Genomic DNA, 17,240 nt, shown 5'->3' on the forward strand with positions numbered 1-17,240 from the left:
TCATTGTGCGGTGGCAGGCGCCCCAAAATCGACTGCTGGTGGAGTGGAGAGCGCTTTTTCATTTTCCACCGTGAAGTTGGGTTTTACTTTGAATCCGAACATCATCGCGGTGAGATTGCCCGGAAACGAACGCACCGTCACGTTATATTCCTGAACAGCCTTGATATAACGATTGCGAGCGACCGCAATGCGGTTTTCTGTCCCCTCCAGCTGTGCCTGCAAATCGCGGAAGTTTGCATCTGATTTGAGCTGCGGATAGTTTTCCGCGATGGCCAGCAATCGCGACAATGCACCGGTCAGCTCGCCCTGAGCGTTCTGGAATCGAGCAAAGGCTTCGGGATCATCGATAAGCTCCGGCGATACCTGAATACTGCCAGCTCTGGAGCGAGCTTCGGTCACACCCAGCAGCACCTCTTTTTCCTGGGCAGCAAAACCTTTGACGGTATTGACCAGATTCGGAATCAGATCTGCCCGGCGCTGATACTGGTTGAGCACTTCCGACCAGCTCGACTGAACCTGCTCATTGGTAGACTGCAACGTGTTATAACCACAGCCCCCCAGCATCGATACTAAAACCAGTAGAGAGGCAGGTGCCAGAAAATTCGTCAGAAAATTTAACAGTTTACGCATAGTCCTTTCTCTGATTCTTCCTGAAACAATCAATACATTTGTTTATAGAAAATCATTTCTTTCCGGCTCCGGCCCGTTTTTCTGCGATCGAGCCACCCAGACAGGGCGGGGATTCGCGTGCTGTTTCATTGCGAGCCTGCCACTCTGCAGGTGTCAGTGTATGCAGTGCCAGTGCATGAATCGAACGGATGATTTCTTGTGTCAACGTGGTATTGACCAGCCGATGACGCGCCACGAGCGTTTTGCCATCAAATGCGTCGGAAACGATCGTCACCTTGAAATGAGATTCAGATCCCTCCGGTACAGCGTGTCGATAGCTTTCGTTGATTACTTCCAGAAACTGTGGCTGCAATGATTGCAGGCTGTTCTCGATCCGGTTCTTCATTGTTGTCATTTTTACTGCGATCTCCAGTCGTTATCGTTGTAAACAAAACCAGTAGCTTCCACTGAGATTTTTTTCTACAGAACAGGTTCAACCCGCCGTAGAACTGTCAGGTTGTTTTACATTCGACAAATCAGTATACAGATAAATTTTGTATCTTGTTGTTTATGAATTGTATTTTTATATGGCATGGTTCGTGCTTAATAGGGAATGGGGATATTCGGAGGTGCCGGGTATCACGCAATATTCATAAAGGAAAGGATCATGAAATCATTCTTAAAAAATAAACAATGTGGCCAAGGTATCCGGAAAGCAGCTGTTTTAACTGCTGCGATTGTTTCTTTGTCGGCTGCTTCGGTAAGCTGGGCGGCATCTATCACGATAGATAACCGTACTTTCGTAAACGGGAGTCAAAGTGGAAATATTAGCGTTGCTGGTGGAGTTTTAGCAGGCCAGTTCAATTTCAATGTAACTTCCCCTGCTACTTTGGGTAATGTTACGTGGAACAGCACCTTGCAGGCATTTTGCATTGACATCAACAATTCGATAAAAAATCCGGCTACGTATAATATCGTTGCAGCAACTGACGTGGGCGGTCTGACTAACCTGCAGCTTTCTCAGGTAGGCTGGCTGTTTGATAATCATGGATCCTCGCTGGGCAGCAGTTCACAATTTGATGCAGCATTTCAGTTGACACTATGGGAAATTTTCTTTGAAACGGGACCAACATTTAATTTAAATAATGGAAGCTTCGAGGCAGAATCTGGTTTTAGTGGGGCTCGTGCCACAGCCAATGCTTGGTTAAGCGGGGTTCCTACATCTGATGATTACACAAGTGAGAAATGGGAATTTTATACGCTGAATCCAACTAATCCACAAAATAACCAGCGTCTGATTACCTGGCGTGAAAAAGATCCTAGCCAACCTCCTCAAGAAATCAGTGAACCGGGCACGCTTCTGTTACTGTCCATCGGCCTGGGTGTCGCATTTTTCAGCATTCGCCGTCGTAACGGGATGCAGTTTGCATCACTCGCCTGAATACAAGCAGATACTGAAACAGGTTGATCAGAGTAAGGTCATCATGTGCGGGTCTTATCAAACTGACCCGCATATGACTCGTTCTGATTGATAAAGAATTAATATACGATCTGACTCGATATGAGTCAGATTTTTTTTGCCCACAAATCATGGATACCAGTGCGAGTGATGCGTACATCCACCCAGTCGCCTGGTTTGATTGAGAAATCAGGTTCGATATAGACAACACCGTCAATTTCCGGTGCATCGGCATAACTTCTGGCAATTACGCCATTTTCGTCCACTGTATCCACCAGTACTTTGAGTATCCGGCCTTTTTTCCCGGCAAGACGTTTCTTACTGATTTCTTCCTGCCATTGCATTAACCTGGCCAGACGCTCCTGTTGTATTTCAGAAGGAACCGGATCAGGTAGTGCATTGGCAGCCGCGCCTTTGACGGGTGAATAGGCAAATGCACCCACCCGGTCGAGCTGTGCTTCTTCCAGAAAAGCCAATAGTTCTTCGAATTCTTGCTCGGTTTCACCCGGAAAACCGACGATGAAGGTGCTGCGTAATGCGATATCCGGGCAGATATCGCGCCACTGGCGGATGCGCGCCAGTACATTTTCACTGTTGGCAGGGCGCTTCATCAGTTTGAGTATCCGTTTACTGCCGTGCTGAAAAGGGATATCCAGATAGGGCAGCAATTTGCCTTCGGCCATCAATGGAATCAGCTCATCGACATGTGGATAAGGATAGACATAATGCAGGCGTATCCAGATCCCCAGTTCTCCCAGTGCACGTGCCAGTTCAGTGATGCGAGAGCGGATGGGTCTGCCTTGCCAGAAACCGGTGCGGTATTTGATATCCACCCCGTAGGCACTGGTATCCTGGGAAATGATCAGCAGTTCCCTGACGCCGGCATCCACTAGATTTTGTGCTTCCTGCAACACATTTCCGACCGGCCGGCTGACCAGATCACCGCGCATGCTGGGGATGATGCAGAATGTGCAGCGATGATTGCAGCCCTCGGAAATTTTGAGATAGGCATAGTGTTTCGGCGTCAGCTTGATTCCCTGGGGGGGTACCAGATCGAGATAGGGGTCATGCGGCTTGGGCAGATGACGATGGATGGCTTGCATCACCTCTTCAGTTGCCTGCGGACCGGTCACCGCCAGTACGCTGGGATGTGCCTGCCGGATCACATCTTCTTTCGCACCCAGACAACCGGTCACGATTACCTTGCCATTTTCCGTTAGCGCTTCACCGATCGTTTCCAGTGACTCCGCCACGGCACTGTCGATAAAACCGCAGGTATTGACGACGACCAGATCAGCATCGGCGTAACTGGGTGAAATCAGGTAGCCCTCAGCCCGCAGGCAGGTCAGGATTCGTTCGGAATCCACGGTGGCTTTGGGGCACCCCAGTGAAACAAAGCCGACACGTGGAATTCTGGGTGGTTGTATTGTTGCGGATGAAGCAGATGTCATGCAAATTCCCGTTTGAAGTAATGATGATCCACCGCCCGATTATCAGGCGTCGGATAAACAGGCGATATGGTGCCAGCAGGAAATCCATTACACAAGGTTTCCGCCCATTCAATTACGTAGGGATTATTGAATGATTGCCAGTAGAAGCGTCAACAGACACGGAGCATTTCTATCTGAGGGATTTTTACAGGAGAAAAGTAACGCAGATAGTTCGGCAAGTGACGTGGAGTGAAATTTTCTGTTTGACTTGCCGAACTACCGGTGGATAACGTTACCGTATTACCTCATTTTTTTCCGGATCGATCTTTACTTTGGTTTTTTGACCTTTGGCATCGATGATTTTTATCTCAACGATCAATTTTCCATGCTCTTGATCGACTTCAACTTCGTGAATGAGCCCCGGATTTGCAGCGACCGCGGTTTGAATCGCAGTAATGACACGATCCGCCGGCAACCCTTCACTATCGGCAAATGCATTATTGAACGAAAAAAGCAGCATGACTGCAGCGAAAACGGTAGCACTACCAATTTTCTTCATGATCATCTCCTTCTGGTTGATCTGTATGGATGTCAGTTCTTCTGTAGAGCTGACTATTCAGGATATTAGTCCTGCACCTGTTCAGATGCAAATGATTCATTCAAGCCAGATCTGTGATCGAGGTGTGCTTGCATCAAATTTCAGATTTTTTCCTGTCATGATGGCAGAGAAAATTGCGCATCAAACAGGTCGATATATGACTTTTTTTCCAGTTAAAGCTGCCAGTTAAAAAGTCAGTGTGCGTTTGATGCGATATGCGCAGAACCATATCTGATTTATGGATTCTAATGCCATGATTATTAATATTTTTTTTTGATAAAAATAATTTTAAAAAATACTTGATTCTGGAAAAATCAAGCATATAATGCGTCCCTTTAGAAATTTCTGCAGCCCATAAGGAGGTCATCATGAGAAGCAAAATAAACCTGTTTATTCAGACTGACTGGGTTCAAGTTCATATCCCCGAAACGTAGCAATTTCCAGGAGAAGCTCTCATGAAAAAATCATTCGCCGCAGTACAACAGCAAACAGAAACCAGTATCGTTTTCGATACACATCCTGAAGTCAGCATCGATCTTTCCCTGGTGGAAGCCAGGTTGAAACAGGGTTACCAGAAACCCTTCCTGCTGATCGACAGCAATATCATTCGCAACAAGGCCCGACGATTCAAGACATCCATGCCACGCGTGCGCCCGCATTACGCAGCCAAAGCCAATCCAGATCCACGTGTATTGAAAACACTGATCGAGGAAGGTGTGGGTTTCGAGATTGCTTCAATCGCCGAGCTCGATCTTTTGATGAGCCTGGGTGTCCCGGCAGCCGAAATCTTTTACAGCAACCCGATGAAATCACGTGCCTATATCGAGTACGCGGCTGCGAAAGGCGTGGAATGGTATGTGCTGGACAGCATCGAGGAGTTGCGCAAGATCGTCAGTATCAAACCGGATGCTAAACTGTATTTGCGTATTGATACTCCCAATATCGGGAGTGACTGGCCGCTGGCAGGAAAATTCGGAACTCATCTGGTCGATGTGAGTGAGATCATCGATGAAGCGGTCAGACTGAAAGCTGATTTGGCGGGTGTTACTTTTCATGTGGGTTCTCAGTGTCGCAATCCGCAGAACTGGCGAGTAGGAATCGAGCGTGCCCAGACTGTGTTTGCCAGCATGCGCGAAGCCGGTCTCAAGCCACGTCTGCTGAATCTGGGAGGGGGTTATCCGGTACGCCACGTCAAGCCGATTCCTTCTATCGAGGTTATTGCAGAAGTCATCAACGAGGCTATCGCCGACTTGCCGGAAGATATTCACGTCATGGCTGAACCCGGACGTTATCTGGTCTCTGATTCAGCCTGTTTTGTATGCCGTGTGGTCGGTACAGCCACGCGTAACGGTAAACGCTGGATGTACTGGGATGCCGGAATATTCGGCGGCATCATCGAAGTGAGCGAAGGACTGCGTTACGAGATTCTGACACAGCGTAACGGCTCTTTGATTCCCTGGTCGGTTGCCGGCCCTACCTGTGATTCTGTAGACGTCCTCATGCACGATGAAATGCTGCCTGAAGATATCCAGGAAAACGATTTCATCTTTATTCCCAACGCAGGGGCTTACACAACTTCCTATGCAAGTAACTTCAATGGCTTTCCGTTACCGGATGTCGTTGTAATTTGATCACCCGGAAAATGCTATTACTGTGGAAATGGCGGCAATTCTCATACTGATCTGCCGCCATTTCTGATCAACCCAGAATGACCGTTTTAGCTGGTTTTATCGGACGAGAGCTCCAGTCGTTTTGCCTTGATTGTTTCCCTCATTTTGTATCACTGGCCATTTGATGTCAGCCAGGTGTAGTGGTGTCGCAGATGATCTTCAATGAAAGTGCTGATAAAGAAATAGCTGTGATCATACCCGGCATGGCGGCGCAGGATGACAGACTGCCCGGCTTGCTGACAGGCCGCTTCAAAATAGCCGGGGTGCAGCTGATCCTTAAGAAATGGATCGTTCAACCCCTGATCGATCAGCGGGATCGGTAATCGGCAGCCTGATTCGATCAGTGCGGTAGCATCATGTTTACGCCAGTTTGCAGGAGATTCTCCCAGATACCGGCTGAATGCTTTTTGCCCCCAGAGACATTGAGTCGGCGCTGCGATCGGCGCAAATGCCGAGACTGACCGATAATGTCCGGGGTGGCGCAGTGCCAGTGTCAACGCGCCATGTCCTCCCATGGAATGGCCGAAAATTCCAACACGTTCAGGGTCAACCGGAAATCGGTCCAGGATAATGTCATACAATTCCCTCGTTACATAGCTCTCCATGTGAAAATATCTGGACCAGGGCGATTCTGTCGCATCAAGATAGAATCCTGCTCCCGTTCCGAATTCCCAATCATCTGCTTCCCCCGGAATGCCGGTATTGCGCGGACTGGTATCCATGCTGACCAGTATCAGACCCAATTCAGCAGCGTAGCGTTGAGCGCCGGCCTTGATCATGAAAGTCTCTTCTGTACAAGTCAGTCCGGCGAGGAAGAACAATACCGGGAGTCGCTGTCCTCCAGCTTCTTGGACCTGTGGCGGTTCATACACTGAAAAGCGCATCGGCAGGCCGATAATTTCCGAATGATGCTGATAGTAGCTCTGAACGCCATCAAAACAGCGATGCTGGTTCCGGGTTTCCAGTTTGACAGTCATGGTACCGGCCACTCAGAAAACCACCACTGAACGAATCGATTCGCCTGCTTCCATCAACTTGAAGCCTTCATTGATTTCTTCCAGCTTCAATATGTGTGTGATCAACGGATCAATGCTGATTTTGCCATCCATGTACCAGTCGACGATTCGTGGCACATCCGAACGGCCGCGCGCTCCGCCAAAGGCAGAGCCTTCCCATTTTCTGCCGGTAACGAGCTGGAATGGACGGGTACTGATTTCGGCGCCGGCTTTGGCTACTCCAATGATGATGCTGCGCCCCCAGCCTTTATGTGTGCATTCCAGAGCCTGACGCATAACTGTGGTATTACCGATGCATTCAAAGCTGTAGTCTGCACCACCGTCAGTCAGTTGTATCACAGCATCCACCACGTTTTCCACCTGGCTTGGATCGATGAAATGCGTCATACCAAATTGGCGGCCCAATGCTTCCCGTTCAGGATTGAGATCAATACCGATGATTTTGTCAGCGCCCGCCATGCGTGCACCCTGAATGACGTTCAGGCCGATTCCTCCCAGTCCGAATACAGCGACATTTGCTCCGACTTCCACTTTGGCAGTAAACAGTACCGCACCAATGCCAGTAGTCACACCACAGCCGATGTAACAGGCTTTATCAAAAGGGGCATCTTCACGAATCTTTGCCAAAGCAATTTCAGGAACGACAATATAGTTGGAAAAAGTCGAAGTACCCATATAGTGCATAATGGCCTTGCCATCGAGTGAGAAGCGTGAAGTGCCATCCGGCATTAGGCCGCGTCCCTGCGTCGCACGGATGGCCTGACATAAATTGGTTTTGCGTGATAGACAGAACTTGCATTCCCGGCATTCCGGCGTGTACAGAGGAATGACATGATCCCCCGGACGGAGTGATTTGACGTCTGCACCAACTTCAACCACGATACCGGCACCCTCATGGCCAAGGATGGCGGGAAACAAACCTTCCGGATCGGCACCGGAAAGCGTGTAATAATCGGTATGGCAGATGCCCGTTGCCTTGATTTCGACCAACACCTCGCCAGTACGAGGGCCGGCGAGATCGACTTCTTCGATGGTAAGTGGCTGGCCAGCTTGCCAGGCAACTGCTGCACGTGTTTTCATTACGGGTAATCCTTTGTTGAATTTGTTGTCGAAAGCAGTCATTGTATGTAACTGATACGATCGTGCAACCTGGAGCAAAGATCCGTTTTGGATTTTCCTTCACCCTGTATGGTCCACAGCCATACGGAACAATAAAATCAGAGAAAAGAGAGAGGAACCATGAATAACCAGTCACCCATGGACAAGAAGGCGCAGATCAACTTCTGGTACGTGCTGATTGCAGTACTCAGCATTCTCTTCATCCAGAACCTTTACAATCAGTATACGCGAATAGAGCCGATTCCCTACAGCCGCTTCCAGTCTCTGTTGGAGCAGGACAAGGTGTCCGAAGTGGCCATCACTGATCAACAGATCTTCGGCAAGCTCAAGGAATCGACCAGTGAAAAATTCACCGAATTCGTCACCACCCGGGTTGAATCGGATCTGGCAGAAATGCTGGATAAGCACAATGTTACTTATACTGGTGTCGTCCAGAGTACCTGGTTGCGCGATCTGCTTTCCTGGATCGTACCGATGGCCGTTTTCGTTGGTATCTGGCTGTTTATCATCCGACGAATGAATAAAGGCATGATGGGAAGCGGCCTGATGTCGATCGGCAAAAGCCGCGCCAAGGTCTACGTGGAAAAAGAAACCAAGGTAACCTTTGCCAATGTTGCCGGGGTGGATGAGGCCAAGGAAGAGTTGGTCGAAATCGTCAATTTTCTCAAGAATCCCAAGGAATACAGCCGGCTGGGCGGACGGGCACCCAAAGGTATCTTGCTGGTTGGTCCGCCTGGTACCGGTAAAACCCTGTTGGCGCGCGCAGTGGCAGGTGAGGCAGGTGTACCGTTTTTCTCGATTTCCGGCTCTGAATTTGTCGAGATGTTCGTAGGCGTTGGTGCTGCCAGAGTGCGTGATCTGTTTGAACAGGCTCGCCAGATGGCGCCGGCAATCATTTTCATCGATGAGCTGGATTCACTCGGGCGCGCGCGCGGTGCAGGCGGATTTGGCGGCCATGATGAAAAAGAACAGACACTGAATCAATTACTGGCCGAACTCGATGGATTCGATCCTTCCAGTGGAATTGTCCTGCTTGCCGCGACTAACCGTCCGGAAATCCTGGATGCAGCCTTGCTGCGCGCCGGGCGTTTCGATCGTCAGGTACTGGTGGACCGGCCTGATAAAAAAGGTCGTCAGCAAATCCTGGGTGTTCATATTGGCAAAATCACACTGGCGCCCGATGTTGATACCGAACAGATCGCAGCACTGACACCTGGCTTCACAGGTGCTGATCTGGCTAATTTGATCAATGAGGCTGCGCTGCTGGCGACCCGGCGTGGTGGTCAGGCAGTCAGCATGGACGACTTCAATAATGCAATCGAGCGGATCGTAGCTGGCCTGGAAAAGAAAAATCGTCTGCTCAATCCGGAAGAAAGGCGTACCGTTGCTTACCATGAACTGGGCCATACCATGGTGGCACTTGCTCTGCCGGGATCGGATGAAGTACATAAAGTTTCGATCATCCCACGTGGTATTGGTGCACTTGGCTATACCATTCAGCGTCCCACCGAGGATCGCTTTCTTATGACACGCAAGGAGCTGGAAAACAAAATGGCGGTATTGCTGGGTGGGCGTGCAGCGGAAAGGTTGGTATTCGACGAGATTTCCACCGGTGCTTCCGATGATCTGGCGCGTGCTACCGATATCGCCCGTGCCATGGTTTTACGCTATGGCATGAGCGAGGCAATCGGGAATGTGGTTTATGATCGCGAACAAATGGCGTTTTTGCAACCTGGTTTTCCCATGCCCCAAAGCCGTGATTACAGTGAAGAAACTGCCAATAAAATTGACCAGACTGTACGTTCACTGCTTGATTTGGCGCTTGAACGTGCCATTAAAATTCTGGATAAAAATCGGGAACTGCTTGATCGAACTGCGCAGCAATTGCTGGAAACTGAAACACTGAATCAGCCGGAGTTACTGGAGCTGAAACGCAACTTGCGTGCGGAGGAAACCAATCCGTCAACACAGCAGAACTAAGTGGGGAATCGCGGCAGAATCTATCCAGACGATTGCATTCTGCCCGAATTCATCACCAATTTTCTTGGCGATGGAGAGGTCAATGCCCAGTGCAAGCAAACTTTCCTCGGCAGGCCATTCTCCGGAGGGATCGATACCTGTTCCCCGGTATATGTGGTTTGAATAACAGGCAAGTCTTTCATACAATCGAGCCATGGCAGACTGGTTTTCCTGGGAAGTTGCTACCTCGCTGGCCGGGTTGCAGGCAGTAACATATACTGCACTCCGATTACCGGTTGCTTGCAACAGTGCTGCCAGTGGTGCGGATTGGCAGCCAATCTGCAGGGTGACCACAGATGTATCGATCCATACCTGATACTGCGCGGCAAGATATTTACCAACTAATTCTTCCGAAAGGGTGGATGGCATTATATTTTTATGTAAATTCCTGTGTGAAAGCTTGTTGATTTACAAATCTTTCTGATTATTTTTCATTGGTTGAATGTAAATGAAGTTTATTGTGTTTATTCTGTTAGCGATAGGATCGGGCCTAGTCAGTGCGCAGGAACCGGTATTGTCTTCAGTTCCCGATACGCTGGAACAGCGTGTAAAACCCTGTACGATCTGTCATGGTGACGAAGACAAAGCAGGGCGGGACGCGTATTACCCGCGGATTGCAGGCAAACCTGCCGGTTATCTGTTTAATCAGTTACGCAATTTCCGCGATGGGCGGCGCTACTACCAGGCCATGGCAATTTTGCTGGAAAACCTTTCGGATGAATATCTGCTCGAAATTGCTCATTATTTCTCTTCCCTGAAATACCCTTATCCAGAACCGGCAGCGAATACGCTTTCACCTGAGGAGATACAGGCGGTAGAAACGCTGGTTCATTCGGGTGACCCTGAACGAGATATTCCTGCATGCGGTGCTTGCCATGGAAAAGCCCTGATGGGTGTAGAACCATTTATTCCCAGTCTGCTCGGCCTGCCTCATGCCTATGTAGCAGCACAATTCGGCGGTTGGCGTAATGGCGGGATCATGCGGGGACAAACACCGGATTGCATGTCTGAAATTGCCAAAAAACTATCCCAGGAGGAAGTCAATGCGCTGACTGTGTGGCTGCCTGCTCATCCGGTAACGGGTGAACCCGCAGAAGCAGAAACACTACCCCCGGAACTTGCTCAACGTTGTCAGACTATTTTATCCGGAGAGGGTTTTACCCGATGAAACAGCCAAGTAAATTCAGATCTGCTGAAAAAAAGCAGGTCGCAGTTTTCATAGCGAGCATGCTGCTGTCGCTATCATCTATTGCAGCAACTCAGCCTTCAGCTAATTCCGATGCGGAGCAGGTGCTGCGGGGGGAATATCTTACCCGTGCCGGTAACTGCATGGGTTGCCATACCACCCGAGGAGGGAAACCTTATGCCGGCGGGCGTGAGCTGGTAACTCCTTTCGGCAAGTTTGTCACACCGAATATCACACCAGACAATGAAACAGGTATTGGCCACTGGAGTGAAGAAGATTTTTGGCAGGCGCTTCATTATGGTAAGGGCAGGGATGGCAGCTACCTGTATCCTGTTTTCCCGTATACAGAATATACGAAAGTCACACGCCAGGATGCTGATGCAATTTTTGCTTATCTGCGTTCACTGACACCTGTAGCGCAAACCAATCCGCCACACAAAATCACATCTCCCTATGATAACCAGTTTCTCCTGTTTCTCTGGCGTACCTGGTATTTCAAGGAAGGAGTCTATGAGCCGGATGATTCCAAAAGTGAAGAATGGAATCGCGGTAATTACCTGGTGCAGGGGCTGGGGCACTGTAATGCCTGCCATACTCCCCGCAATGTATGGGGAGCAAGTCAGGATGACAAATTGGCAGGTGGCGAAATCATGGGTACTTACTGGTATGCACCTTCTCTGATTTCCCATCGGGAAGCAGGTATGGGGGAATGGCCAGTCGACGAGATTGCCAAACTGCTTTCTACCGGGGTGACTGGTCATGCAGTGACTTCCGGCCCGATGGCGACGATCGTCCGGCAGAGTCTGCAATATCTGTCAAAGGATGATATGCGTGCGGTAGCAGTTTACCTGCAATCACTGGGTGAAAAGCGTGGCGAGGAAGCACCGAGAAAAATCCCACCCATGCCTGAACGCGTAAGCAGATATCTGGCTCTGGGAGAACCCGTGTATATAAAACACTGTCAGGAATGTCATGGCAAATCAGGGGAAGGTGTACCGGGAGTCTATCCCCCCTTGGCGGGAAATCGCAGTGTTACCATGACTTCCCCCCTTAATACTATCCGCAGCGTGCTGTATGGAGGATTCTCACCTGCCACAGCCGGCAACCCTCGTCCTTACGGGATGCCACCTTTCCAGCACATCATTCGTGATCATGAAATTGCCTGGGTGGTTTCCTATATCAGAAATGCCTGGGGTAATTTTGGCAGCCTGGTCAGCCCGGAAGATGTCGATAGTAGTCGAGGAAATGAATTCTGAGCATATGCTCCAAATTTTATAATTGTCGTTCATTGACGCTGTACTGGGGGTAAGGTGCTGGCGCTTTATCGTTACGTTTTCCAGTAGAGCATTACGTGCTTCATCAGTCCATTCAGGATGCCGGTGCAGTTGAACTTCCTGACCGACATCCTTTTGTACTTTATTCCAAGCCCAGACTCTCCAGTGCTTTTTTGTGATCCCACTTTCCATGAAACAGACGACCTTTATGATCGGGTGTGCGATCACTGGTCCAGGTAATGTATTGACCATCCGGGGTAAATACCGGCAACCCGTCGAATCCTTCCTCGTCTGTTACCCGCACTGGTTCTTTCTTGCCATCGATATCGACGATATAGAGCTCGAAATTACGATGTCCATGAACGTTGGTTGCGAAAATGATGTATTGATTCGATGGATGATAAAAAGGCGCCCAGGACATTTTGTTGAGTCGGGTAATCTGTTTCTGATCCGATCCATCGGTGTTCATAGTGAATATCTCCGCTTCCTGTCCGTTTTCCGAGAAACGTCGCCAGACGATTCTTTTTCCATCCGGGCTGAAAAATGGGCCACCATCATAACTGTTGGTATGGGTTAATCTTTTTACATTGGAACCATCCGCATCCATAATGTAAATATCGATCATGGAAGAGGGGTCATTGCTGAAAAGTACAGTTTCTGCTTCGGATAGTGGTTCGCTGTAAGCTCTGCGATTGGAAGCAAAAGCAATCAGTCTACCATCAGGAGACCATGAAGCTTCTGCATCATAGCCTTTCGTATGGGTTAGATTTCTGATGTTTCCGCCCGCAAAATCCGTTTCGTAGATATCATAAAACTCATCATAGTCCCAGGCATAAGATCGGCGCTGGCCGGATTTTCTCTGCTCGATTTCAGTAGTCATTTTGGCTTTTGCTTCAGGATCTTCATGTGTCGAGGAAAATAGTACTTTCTCCTGGATAGGATGCACCCATGAGCAGGTTGTTTTACCGATACCAGGTGAAACCTGTTGTACCTCTCCGCTTGCGATATTTTTCAGATAAATCTGATAAAAAGGATTTTCACCGGCGACTTCAGCCTGATAAACCAGCCATTTGCCATCAGCACGATAGTAACCTTCACCAGATCTGACTTCCTGATCCGAAATTTGTTTGACATCGCTAATGAAACCGGCGGCACTTGCCTGTGTCATAGCAAAGAAGCAGGCAGCTGCCAGTAAATTGCGGGTAAGTGGCAAGCTGCCGGGAAAATTGATCGACTGTGTAAAATTTGTCATTTGGTTCATAATCCCTGTTAGTGAATAAAAATCATTTAAACACAGCTTCCGAAAAAAAGTAAACCGATCCTTCCGCTGGAAAATGGCTGATATCTACCAGACGCTTACAGCCACACACGATTGCACAGGCTCAATAGGATCGGATCAATAACCTTATCCATAATCTATCATGACGAAATCAGCCAGACTCTTTTCCTTATGCTGCCTCATCGCAGTCAGCCTGTTTCACAGCATCAATGTATCAGCCAATGATCAAACTTTTCATCACCGGATGGAGGTAATTCTTTCACCTGATAATTCAGAACTCCAGGTGAAAGATCAGATTCAGGTACCGAAAAATAATCTGAATCAGACTGCAGCCACTCGCCTGGAATTCAGTTTGCATGCCGGTTTGTCGATTATGGCAAACAAAGATGTGGATATCGTTGCTCAGACGGTAAATGAAGCCGATGTACACGCTGGCCCGGTACCATTGAAGCGATATATGGTAACCCTGCCTGCAGGGCAGAATACTTTTACTCTCACTTTCAGCGGGCGTATTCACCATGCTGTGCAGGACCCCAGTCTGGAATATGCACGCAGTTTCAGCTACTCGCCAGGATTGATTTCCGCAGAAGGAGTATTTCTTGCCAATTCTACCGCCTGGTACCCTCAATTTGATGAAGGTATGGTGTCATTTAATCTGGATGTTCGGCTGCCAGCCGATTGGGATGTTGTCAGTCAGGGCAGTCTGATACAGGAGCACATTACCGAAACCACTCGACGCGTTACTTGGGAAGAGAAAAAACCTCAGGATGATATTTATCTGGTAGCCGGGCGTTATCAGCGTTATCAGCAATCCACCGGGCCGGTGGCAGCTTATGTTTATCTGCGCAGTCCGGATAAAGCGCTGGCGCAGAAATATCTGGATGCAACTGGACAATACATCGCTATGTACAGCAAGCTGATCGGGCCTTACCCCTATCCGAAATTTGCATTGGTCGAAAACTTCTGGGAAACCGGTTACGGCATGCCGTCATTCACCCTGCTGGGACCAAAAGTCGTGCGTTTTCCGTTCATTCTGCACACTTCTTATCCACACGAGATTTTGCACAATTATTGGGGAAATGGCGTATTCGTCGATTACAGCAAAGGAAATTGGTCGGAAGGGTTGACAGCCTATCTGGCAGATCATCTCGTCAGCGAGCAGGGAGGTAAAGGTGAAGAATACCGCCGTGATGTGCTGCAGAAATACACGGATTTCGTGAACCAGGAAAAAGATTTTCCGATTGCCCGGTTCACTTCGCGTCACAGCCCCAGTTCAGAAGCGGTTGGCTATGGCAAAACCATGATGATGTTCCACATGCTGCGGCAGGAACTGGAAGATAAGGATTTCATCAGCGTATTGCGCAGCTTTTATAAACAATACCAGTTCAAACAGGCAACTTTTGAAGATTTGCAAACGACTTTCAATACCCTTACCGGCAGAGATTTTTCTCCGTTCTTTCAGCAGTGGATATATCAGAGCGGTGCTCCCGATATCTCACTGGAAAGTGCGCAGGCTGAGCCCTGGAATCGGGGTTATCGGCTCAAAGCAATCATCAGGCAAACTCAGCCGGGTACACCTTATCAATTGACTGTGCCGATTGCGGTTCATCTGGAAGGAGAAACCGCTGCCTGGCAAACGCAGATTAAAATCGATCAGCCGGACAATATCATTGAACTGGATTTACCGGCACGCCCGGTACGTATCGATATCGATCCGCAGTTCGATGTATTCCGGCGCCTGGACAGCCGTGAAATTCCTGCCGCCTTGTCGCAAGGTTTCGGTGCGGAAAAACCATTACTGATTCTACCGGCCAATACCGGCAACGCGCAATTGTCGCAGGCGTATCAACTACTTGCTTCCACCTGGCAAAAAACTCAATCCGGTTCGCTAAAAATCATCCGGGATGATCAATTGGAAGCGCTACCTGCAGATCGTACAGTCTGGATTCTGGGCTGGCAGAATAAATTCAGCAATCAGATAATCGATACACTGTCAGAGCACGGCGTCGCCAGAAAAGAGGGTGAATTGCAGCTGGGAGGGCAGATCTATCAACAGGATAAACATGCCATCGTATTGACGGCCCGTCAGTCGGCTAATCCTGCTTCAACGTTGCTGTGGGTGGCATCGGATCAGCCTGCAGCAATCACAGAGCTGGCCAGAAAACTGCCGCATTACCGCAAATACAGTTATCTGGTATTTGAAGATAGCGGTAAAAGTGAAGAACTGAACAACATCAATAAGGGCCAGTGGCCGGTAACTCGCTCTCCTCTGACACAACTGGTCAAACAGAAGGATGATGCTTCATTTACCTCCAGTCACACCGGCACTCTGGCACCCCGTCATGCACTGGCAGAACTGCCACCGCTATTTTCCGAAAACCGCATGCTGGAGGATATTACCTTGCTGGCCAGTGAGGTATTCAAGGGGCGCGAGCTGGGCAGCCCGGAACTGGACAAGGCAGCAGAATACATCGCGCAACAGTTTCAGCAGGCGGGATTGCAGCCGGGCGGGGAAAGCGGGAGCTATTTTCAGATCTGGCAGCAGGATGTAGGGGCGCCAAAAGGAAAAATCACCTTGCGCAACGTCATTGGAATCCTGCCCGGCACCAATCCACAACTGGCAGAGCAGAGCCTGGTGATCGGTGCGCATTACGATCATCTTGGACTGGGCTGGCCGGATGTGCGCGCAGCCAACCGTGGCAAGATTCACTATGGTGCAGATGATAATGCCAGCGGGGTAGCTGTCATGCTGGAATTGGCACGCCAGATCGCCACCCGGTGGCAACCGCAGCGCACCATCATTTTTGCTGCTTTTACCGGTGAAGAATCCGGGTTGCTGGGGTCAACCCATTATCTTGGCAATCCATCCGGTTATCCCACCGAAAAAATCATCACCATGCTGAATCTGGATACAGTCGGCCGGCTCGGTAACAACCCAGTCACCGTATTTGGTACAGGTACAGCAAGCGAGCTGGTACATGTATTCCGTGGTGCCGGTTTTGTCACGGGCATTCCTGTCAATACAGTAGCGAATGATTTTGGTTCCGGTGACCAGACTGCCTTTATCAAGGCCGGGATACCGGCAGTTCAATTCTTTGGCAGCGCACACGAGGATTATCATGCACCCGGCGATACGGCCGATAAAATCGATGCTGCCGGGTTGATCAAAGTGGCTGCCATCCTCAAGGAAGGTGCTGAGTATCTGGCCAACCGCCTTGAACCGCTGACGGTTACACTGGATGCTGGTAACCGATCATCCGACATGCCTCAGGCAACGGCCCAAACGAGAGATAAACGTAAAATCATCATCGGTACAGTCCCGGATTTTTCCTGGCAAGGAGAGGGTGTGCGTGTGGACGATATACTTCCTAATTCTCCAGCACAGCAGGCACAGTTACAGCAAGGCGACATCCTGATTCGGCTGGCAGGGCAATCCATTACCGATTTGAAGTCATACGCTGATATTCTGCGGGTGTTGAAAGCAGGAGAGAAAATCGAACTACAGTTCCGACGAGGAAAAGATATCAAATCGATTGAAATCGTACCAGTTGAGCGCTAATACCTGAGGATCTTAGGGAGTA

Annotated in this window: 15 protein-coding genes; 7 read left to right on the forward strand and 8 right to left on the reverse strand. The window is 49.3% G+C overall.

Going from position 1 to position 17,240, the window contains the following annotated elements; genetic code table 11:
• Both B5D58_RS02520 and B5D58_RS02525 read right to left on the reverse strand, forming a co-directional pair.
• Complete coding sequence (locus B5D58_RS02520; protein ID WP_011111525.1) at positions 1-630, reverse strand: LemA family protein; 630 nt, start codon at positions 628-630, stop codon at positions 1-3.
• 52 nt (positions 631-682) lie between these two features.
• Complete coding sequence (locus tag B5D58_RS02525) at positions 683-1,024, reverse strand: BolA family protein (RefSeq protein WP_011111524.1); 342 nt, start codon at positions 1,022-1,024, stop codon at positions 683-685.
• A gap of 252 nt (positions 1,025-1,276) precedes the next feature.
• Here B5D58_RS02525 and B5D58_RS02530 point away from each other — a divergent pair, with 252 nt between their 5' ends.
• Positions 1,277-2,050, forward strand: a complete 774-nt coding sequence (locus B5D58_RS02530; protein WP_011111523.1) for a PEP-CTERM sorting domain-containing protein — start codon at positions 1,277-1,279, stop codon at positions 2,048-2,050.
• Between the two features lie 125 nt (positions 2,051-2,175).
• Here B5D58_RS02530 and rimO read toward each other — a convergent pair whose 3' ends face one another.
• Both rimO and B5D58_RS02540 read right to left on the reverse strand, forming a co-directional pair.
• The gene (gene rimO / locus B5D58_RS02535) at positions 2,176-3,519 is read right to left on the reverse strand and encodes a 30S ribosomal protein S12 methylthiotransferase RimO (RefSeq protein WP_011111522.1); all 1,344 of its coding nucleotides are present in this window, start codon (positions 3,517-3,519) and stop codon (positions 2,176-2,178) included.
• Positions 3,520-3,790: 271 nt separating this feature from the next.
• Positions 3,791-4,057, reverse strand: a complete 267-nt coding sequence (locus tag B5D58_RS02540) for a PepSY domain-containing protein (protein ID WP_011111521.1) — start codon at positions 4,055-4,057, stop codon at positions 3,791-3,793.
• 25 nt (positions 4,058-4,082) lie between these two features.
• On the opposite strand from B5D58_RS02540, the gene B5D58_RS02545 reads away from it, so the two are divergent.
• Together B5D58_RS02545 and B5D58_RS02550 are read left to right on the forward strand one after the other, a co-directional pair.
• On the forward strand, positions 4,083-4,286 hold the full coding sequence (locus B5D58_RS02545) for a hypothetical protein (protein ID WP_143023671.1): 204 nt from the start codon (positions 4,083-4,085) through the stop codon (positions 4,284-4,286).
• A 265-nt stretch (positions 4,287-4,551) separates the two neighbouring features.
• Positions 4,552-5,727 (forward strand): type III PLP-dependent enzyme, encoded by a 1,176-nt coding sequence (locus B5D58_RS02550; RefSeq protein ID WP_011111520.1) that lies wholly within the window; start codon positions 4,552-4,554, stop codon positions 5,725-5,727.
• Positions 5,728-5,876: 149 nt separating this feature from the next.
• Here B5D58_RS02550 and fghA read toward each other — a convergent pair whose 3' ends face one another.
• Together fghA and B5D58_RS02560 are read right to left on the reverse strand one after the other, a co-directional pair.
• Complete coding sequence (gene fghA, locus B5D58_RS02555; RefSeq protein WP_041357102.1) at positions 5,877-6,743, reverse strand: S-formylglutathione hydrolase; 867 nt, start codon at positions 6,741-6,743, stop codon at positions 5,877-5,879.
• Between the two features lie 12 nt (positions 6,744-6,755).
• Positions 6,756-7,862, reverse strand: coding sequence for an S-(hydroxymethyl)glutathione dehydrogenase/class III alcohol dehydrogenase (locus tag B5D58_RS02560; RefSeq protein WP_011111518.1), 1,107 nt, complete (start codon positions 7,860-7,862; stop codon positions 6,756-6,758).
• 177 nt (positions 7,863-8,039) lie between these two features.
• Here B5D58_RS02560 and ftsH point away from each other — a divergent pair, with 177 nt between their 5' ends.
• On the forward strand, positions 8,040-9,881 hold the full coding sequence (ftsH, locus tag B5D58_RS02565) for an ATP-dependent zinc metalloprotease FtsH (RefSeq protein ID WP_041357101.1): 1,842 nt from the start codon (positions 8,040-8,042) through the stop codon (positions 9,879-9,881).
• Here ftsH and B5D58_RS02570 read toward each other — a convergent pair.
• Positions 9,864-10,289, reverse strand: coding sequence for a DUF3293 domain-containing protein (locus tag B5D58_RS02570; RefSeq protein ID WP_011111516.1), 426 nt, complete (start codon positions 10,287-10,289; stop codon positions 9,864-9,866). The genes ftsH and B5D58_RS02570 overlap by 18 nt on opposite strands.
• A 145-nt stretch (positions 10,290-10,434) precedes the next feature.
• On the opposite strand from B5D58_RS02570, the gene B5D58_RS02575 reads away from it, so the two are divergent.
• Together B5D58_RS02575 and B5D58_RS02580 are read left to right on the forward strand one after the other, a co-directional pair.
• On the forward strand, positions 10,435-11,088 hold the full coding sequence (locus tag B5D58_RS02575; protein ID WP_234988971.1) for a c-type cytochrome: 654 nt from the start codon (positions 10,435-10,437) through the stop codon (positions 11,086-11,088).
• Complete coding sequence (locus B5D58_RS02580) at positions 11,085-12,362, forward strand: cytochrome c (RefSeq protein WP_011111514.1); 1,278 nt, start codon at positions 11,085-11,087, stop codon at positions 12,360-12,362. The genes B5D58_RS02575 and B5D58_RS02580 overlap by 4 nt, the downstream gene beginning before the upstream one ends.
• A 160-nt stretch (positions 12,363-12,522) precedes the next feature.
• Here B5D58_RS02580 and B5D58_RS02585 read toward each other — a convergent pair whose 3' ends face one another.
• Complete coding sequence (locus B5D58_RS02585; protein ID WP_011111513.1) at positions 12,523-13,632, reverse strand: PD40 domain-containing protein; 1,110 nt, start codon at positions 13,630-13,632, stop codon at positions 12,523-12,525.
• Positions 13,633-13,801: 169 nt separating this feature from the next.
• On the opposite strand from B5D58_RS02585, the gene B5D58_RS02590 reads away from it, so the two are divergent.
• On the forward strand, positions 13,802-17,218 hold the full coding sequence (locus tag B5D58_RS02590) for a M20/M25/M40 family metallo-hydrolase (protein ID WP_011111512.1): 3,417 nt from the start codon (positions 13,802-13,804) through the stop codon (positions 17,216-17,218).
• The last annotated feature ends 22 nt before the right edge of the window (positions 17,219-17,240 follow it).

The sequence above is a fragment of the Nitrosomonas europaea genome (genome assembly GCF_900167395.1).
In the GTDB taxonomy this organism is placed as follows: Bacteria; Pseudomonadota; Gammaproteobacteria; order Burkholderiales; family Nitrosomonadaceae; genus Nitrosomonas; species Nitrosomonas europaea.

Excerpts from the sequence above, each read along its gene's own strand:
- B5D58_RS02530 (WP_011111523.1), top strand. The coding sequence starts at position 1,277 with ATGAAATCATTCTTAAAAAATAAACAATGTGGCCAAGGTATCCGGAAA.
- B5D58_RS02570 (WP_011111516.1), bottom strand. The coding sequence starts at position 10,289 with ATGCCATCCACCCTTTCGGAAGAATTAGTTGGTAAATATCTTGCCGCG.
- B5D58_RS02585 (WP_011111513.1), bottom strand. The coding sequence starts at position 13,632 with ATGACAAATTTTACACAGTCGATCAATTTTCCCGGCAGCTTGCCACTT.
- B5D58_RS02545 (WP_143023671.1), top strand. The coding sequence starts at position 4,083 with ATGGATGTCAGTTCTTCTGTAGAGCTGACTATTCAGGATATTAGTCCT.
- B5D58_RS02540 (WP_011111521.1), bottom strand. The coding sequence starts at position 4,057 with ATGAAGAAAATTGGTAGTGCTACCGTTTTCGCTGCAGTCATGCTGCTT.
- fghA (WP_041357102.1), bottom strand. The coding sequence starts at position 6,743 with ATGACTGTCAAACTGGAAACCCGGAACCAGCATCGCTGTTTTGATGGC.
- B5D58_RS02590 (WP_011111512.1), top strand. The coding sequence starts at position 13,802 with ATGACGAAATCAGCCAGACTCTTTTCCTTATGCTGCCTCATCGCAGTC.
- B5D58_RS02580 (WP_011111514.1), top strand. The coding sequence starts at position 11,085 with ATGAAACAGCCAAGTAAATTCAGATCTGCTGAAAAAAAGCAGGTCGCA.
- rimO (WP_011111522.1), bottom strand. The coding sequence starts at position 3,519 with ATGACATCTGCTTCATCCGCAACAATACAACCACCCAGAATTCCACGT.
- ftsH (WP_041357101.1), top strand. The coding sequence starts at position 8,040 with ATGGACAAGAAGGCGCAGATCAACTTCTGGTACGTGCTGATTGCAGTA.
- B5D58_RS02520 (WP_011111525.1), bottom strand. The coding sequence starts at position 630 with ATGCGTAAACTGTTAAATTTTCTGACGAATTTTCTGGCACCTGCCTCT.
- B5D58_RS02550 (WP_011111520.1), top strand. The coding sequence starts at position 4,552 with ATGAAAAAATCATTCGCCGCAGTACAACAGCAAACAGAAACCAGTATC.
- B5D58_RS02560 (WP_011111518.1), bottom strand. The coding sequence starts at position 7,862 with ATGAAAACACGTGCAGCAGTTGCCTGGCAAGCTGGCCAGCCACTTACC.
- B5D58_RS02525 (WP_011111524.1), bottom strand. The coding sequence starts at position 1,024 with ATGACAACAATGAAGAACCGGATCGAGAACAGCCTGCAATCATTGCAG.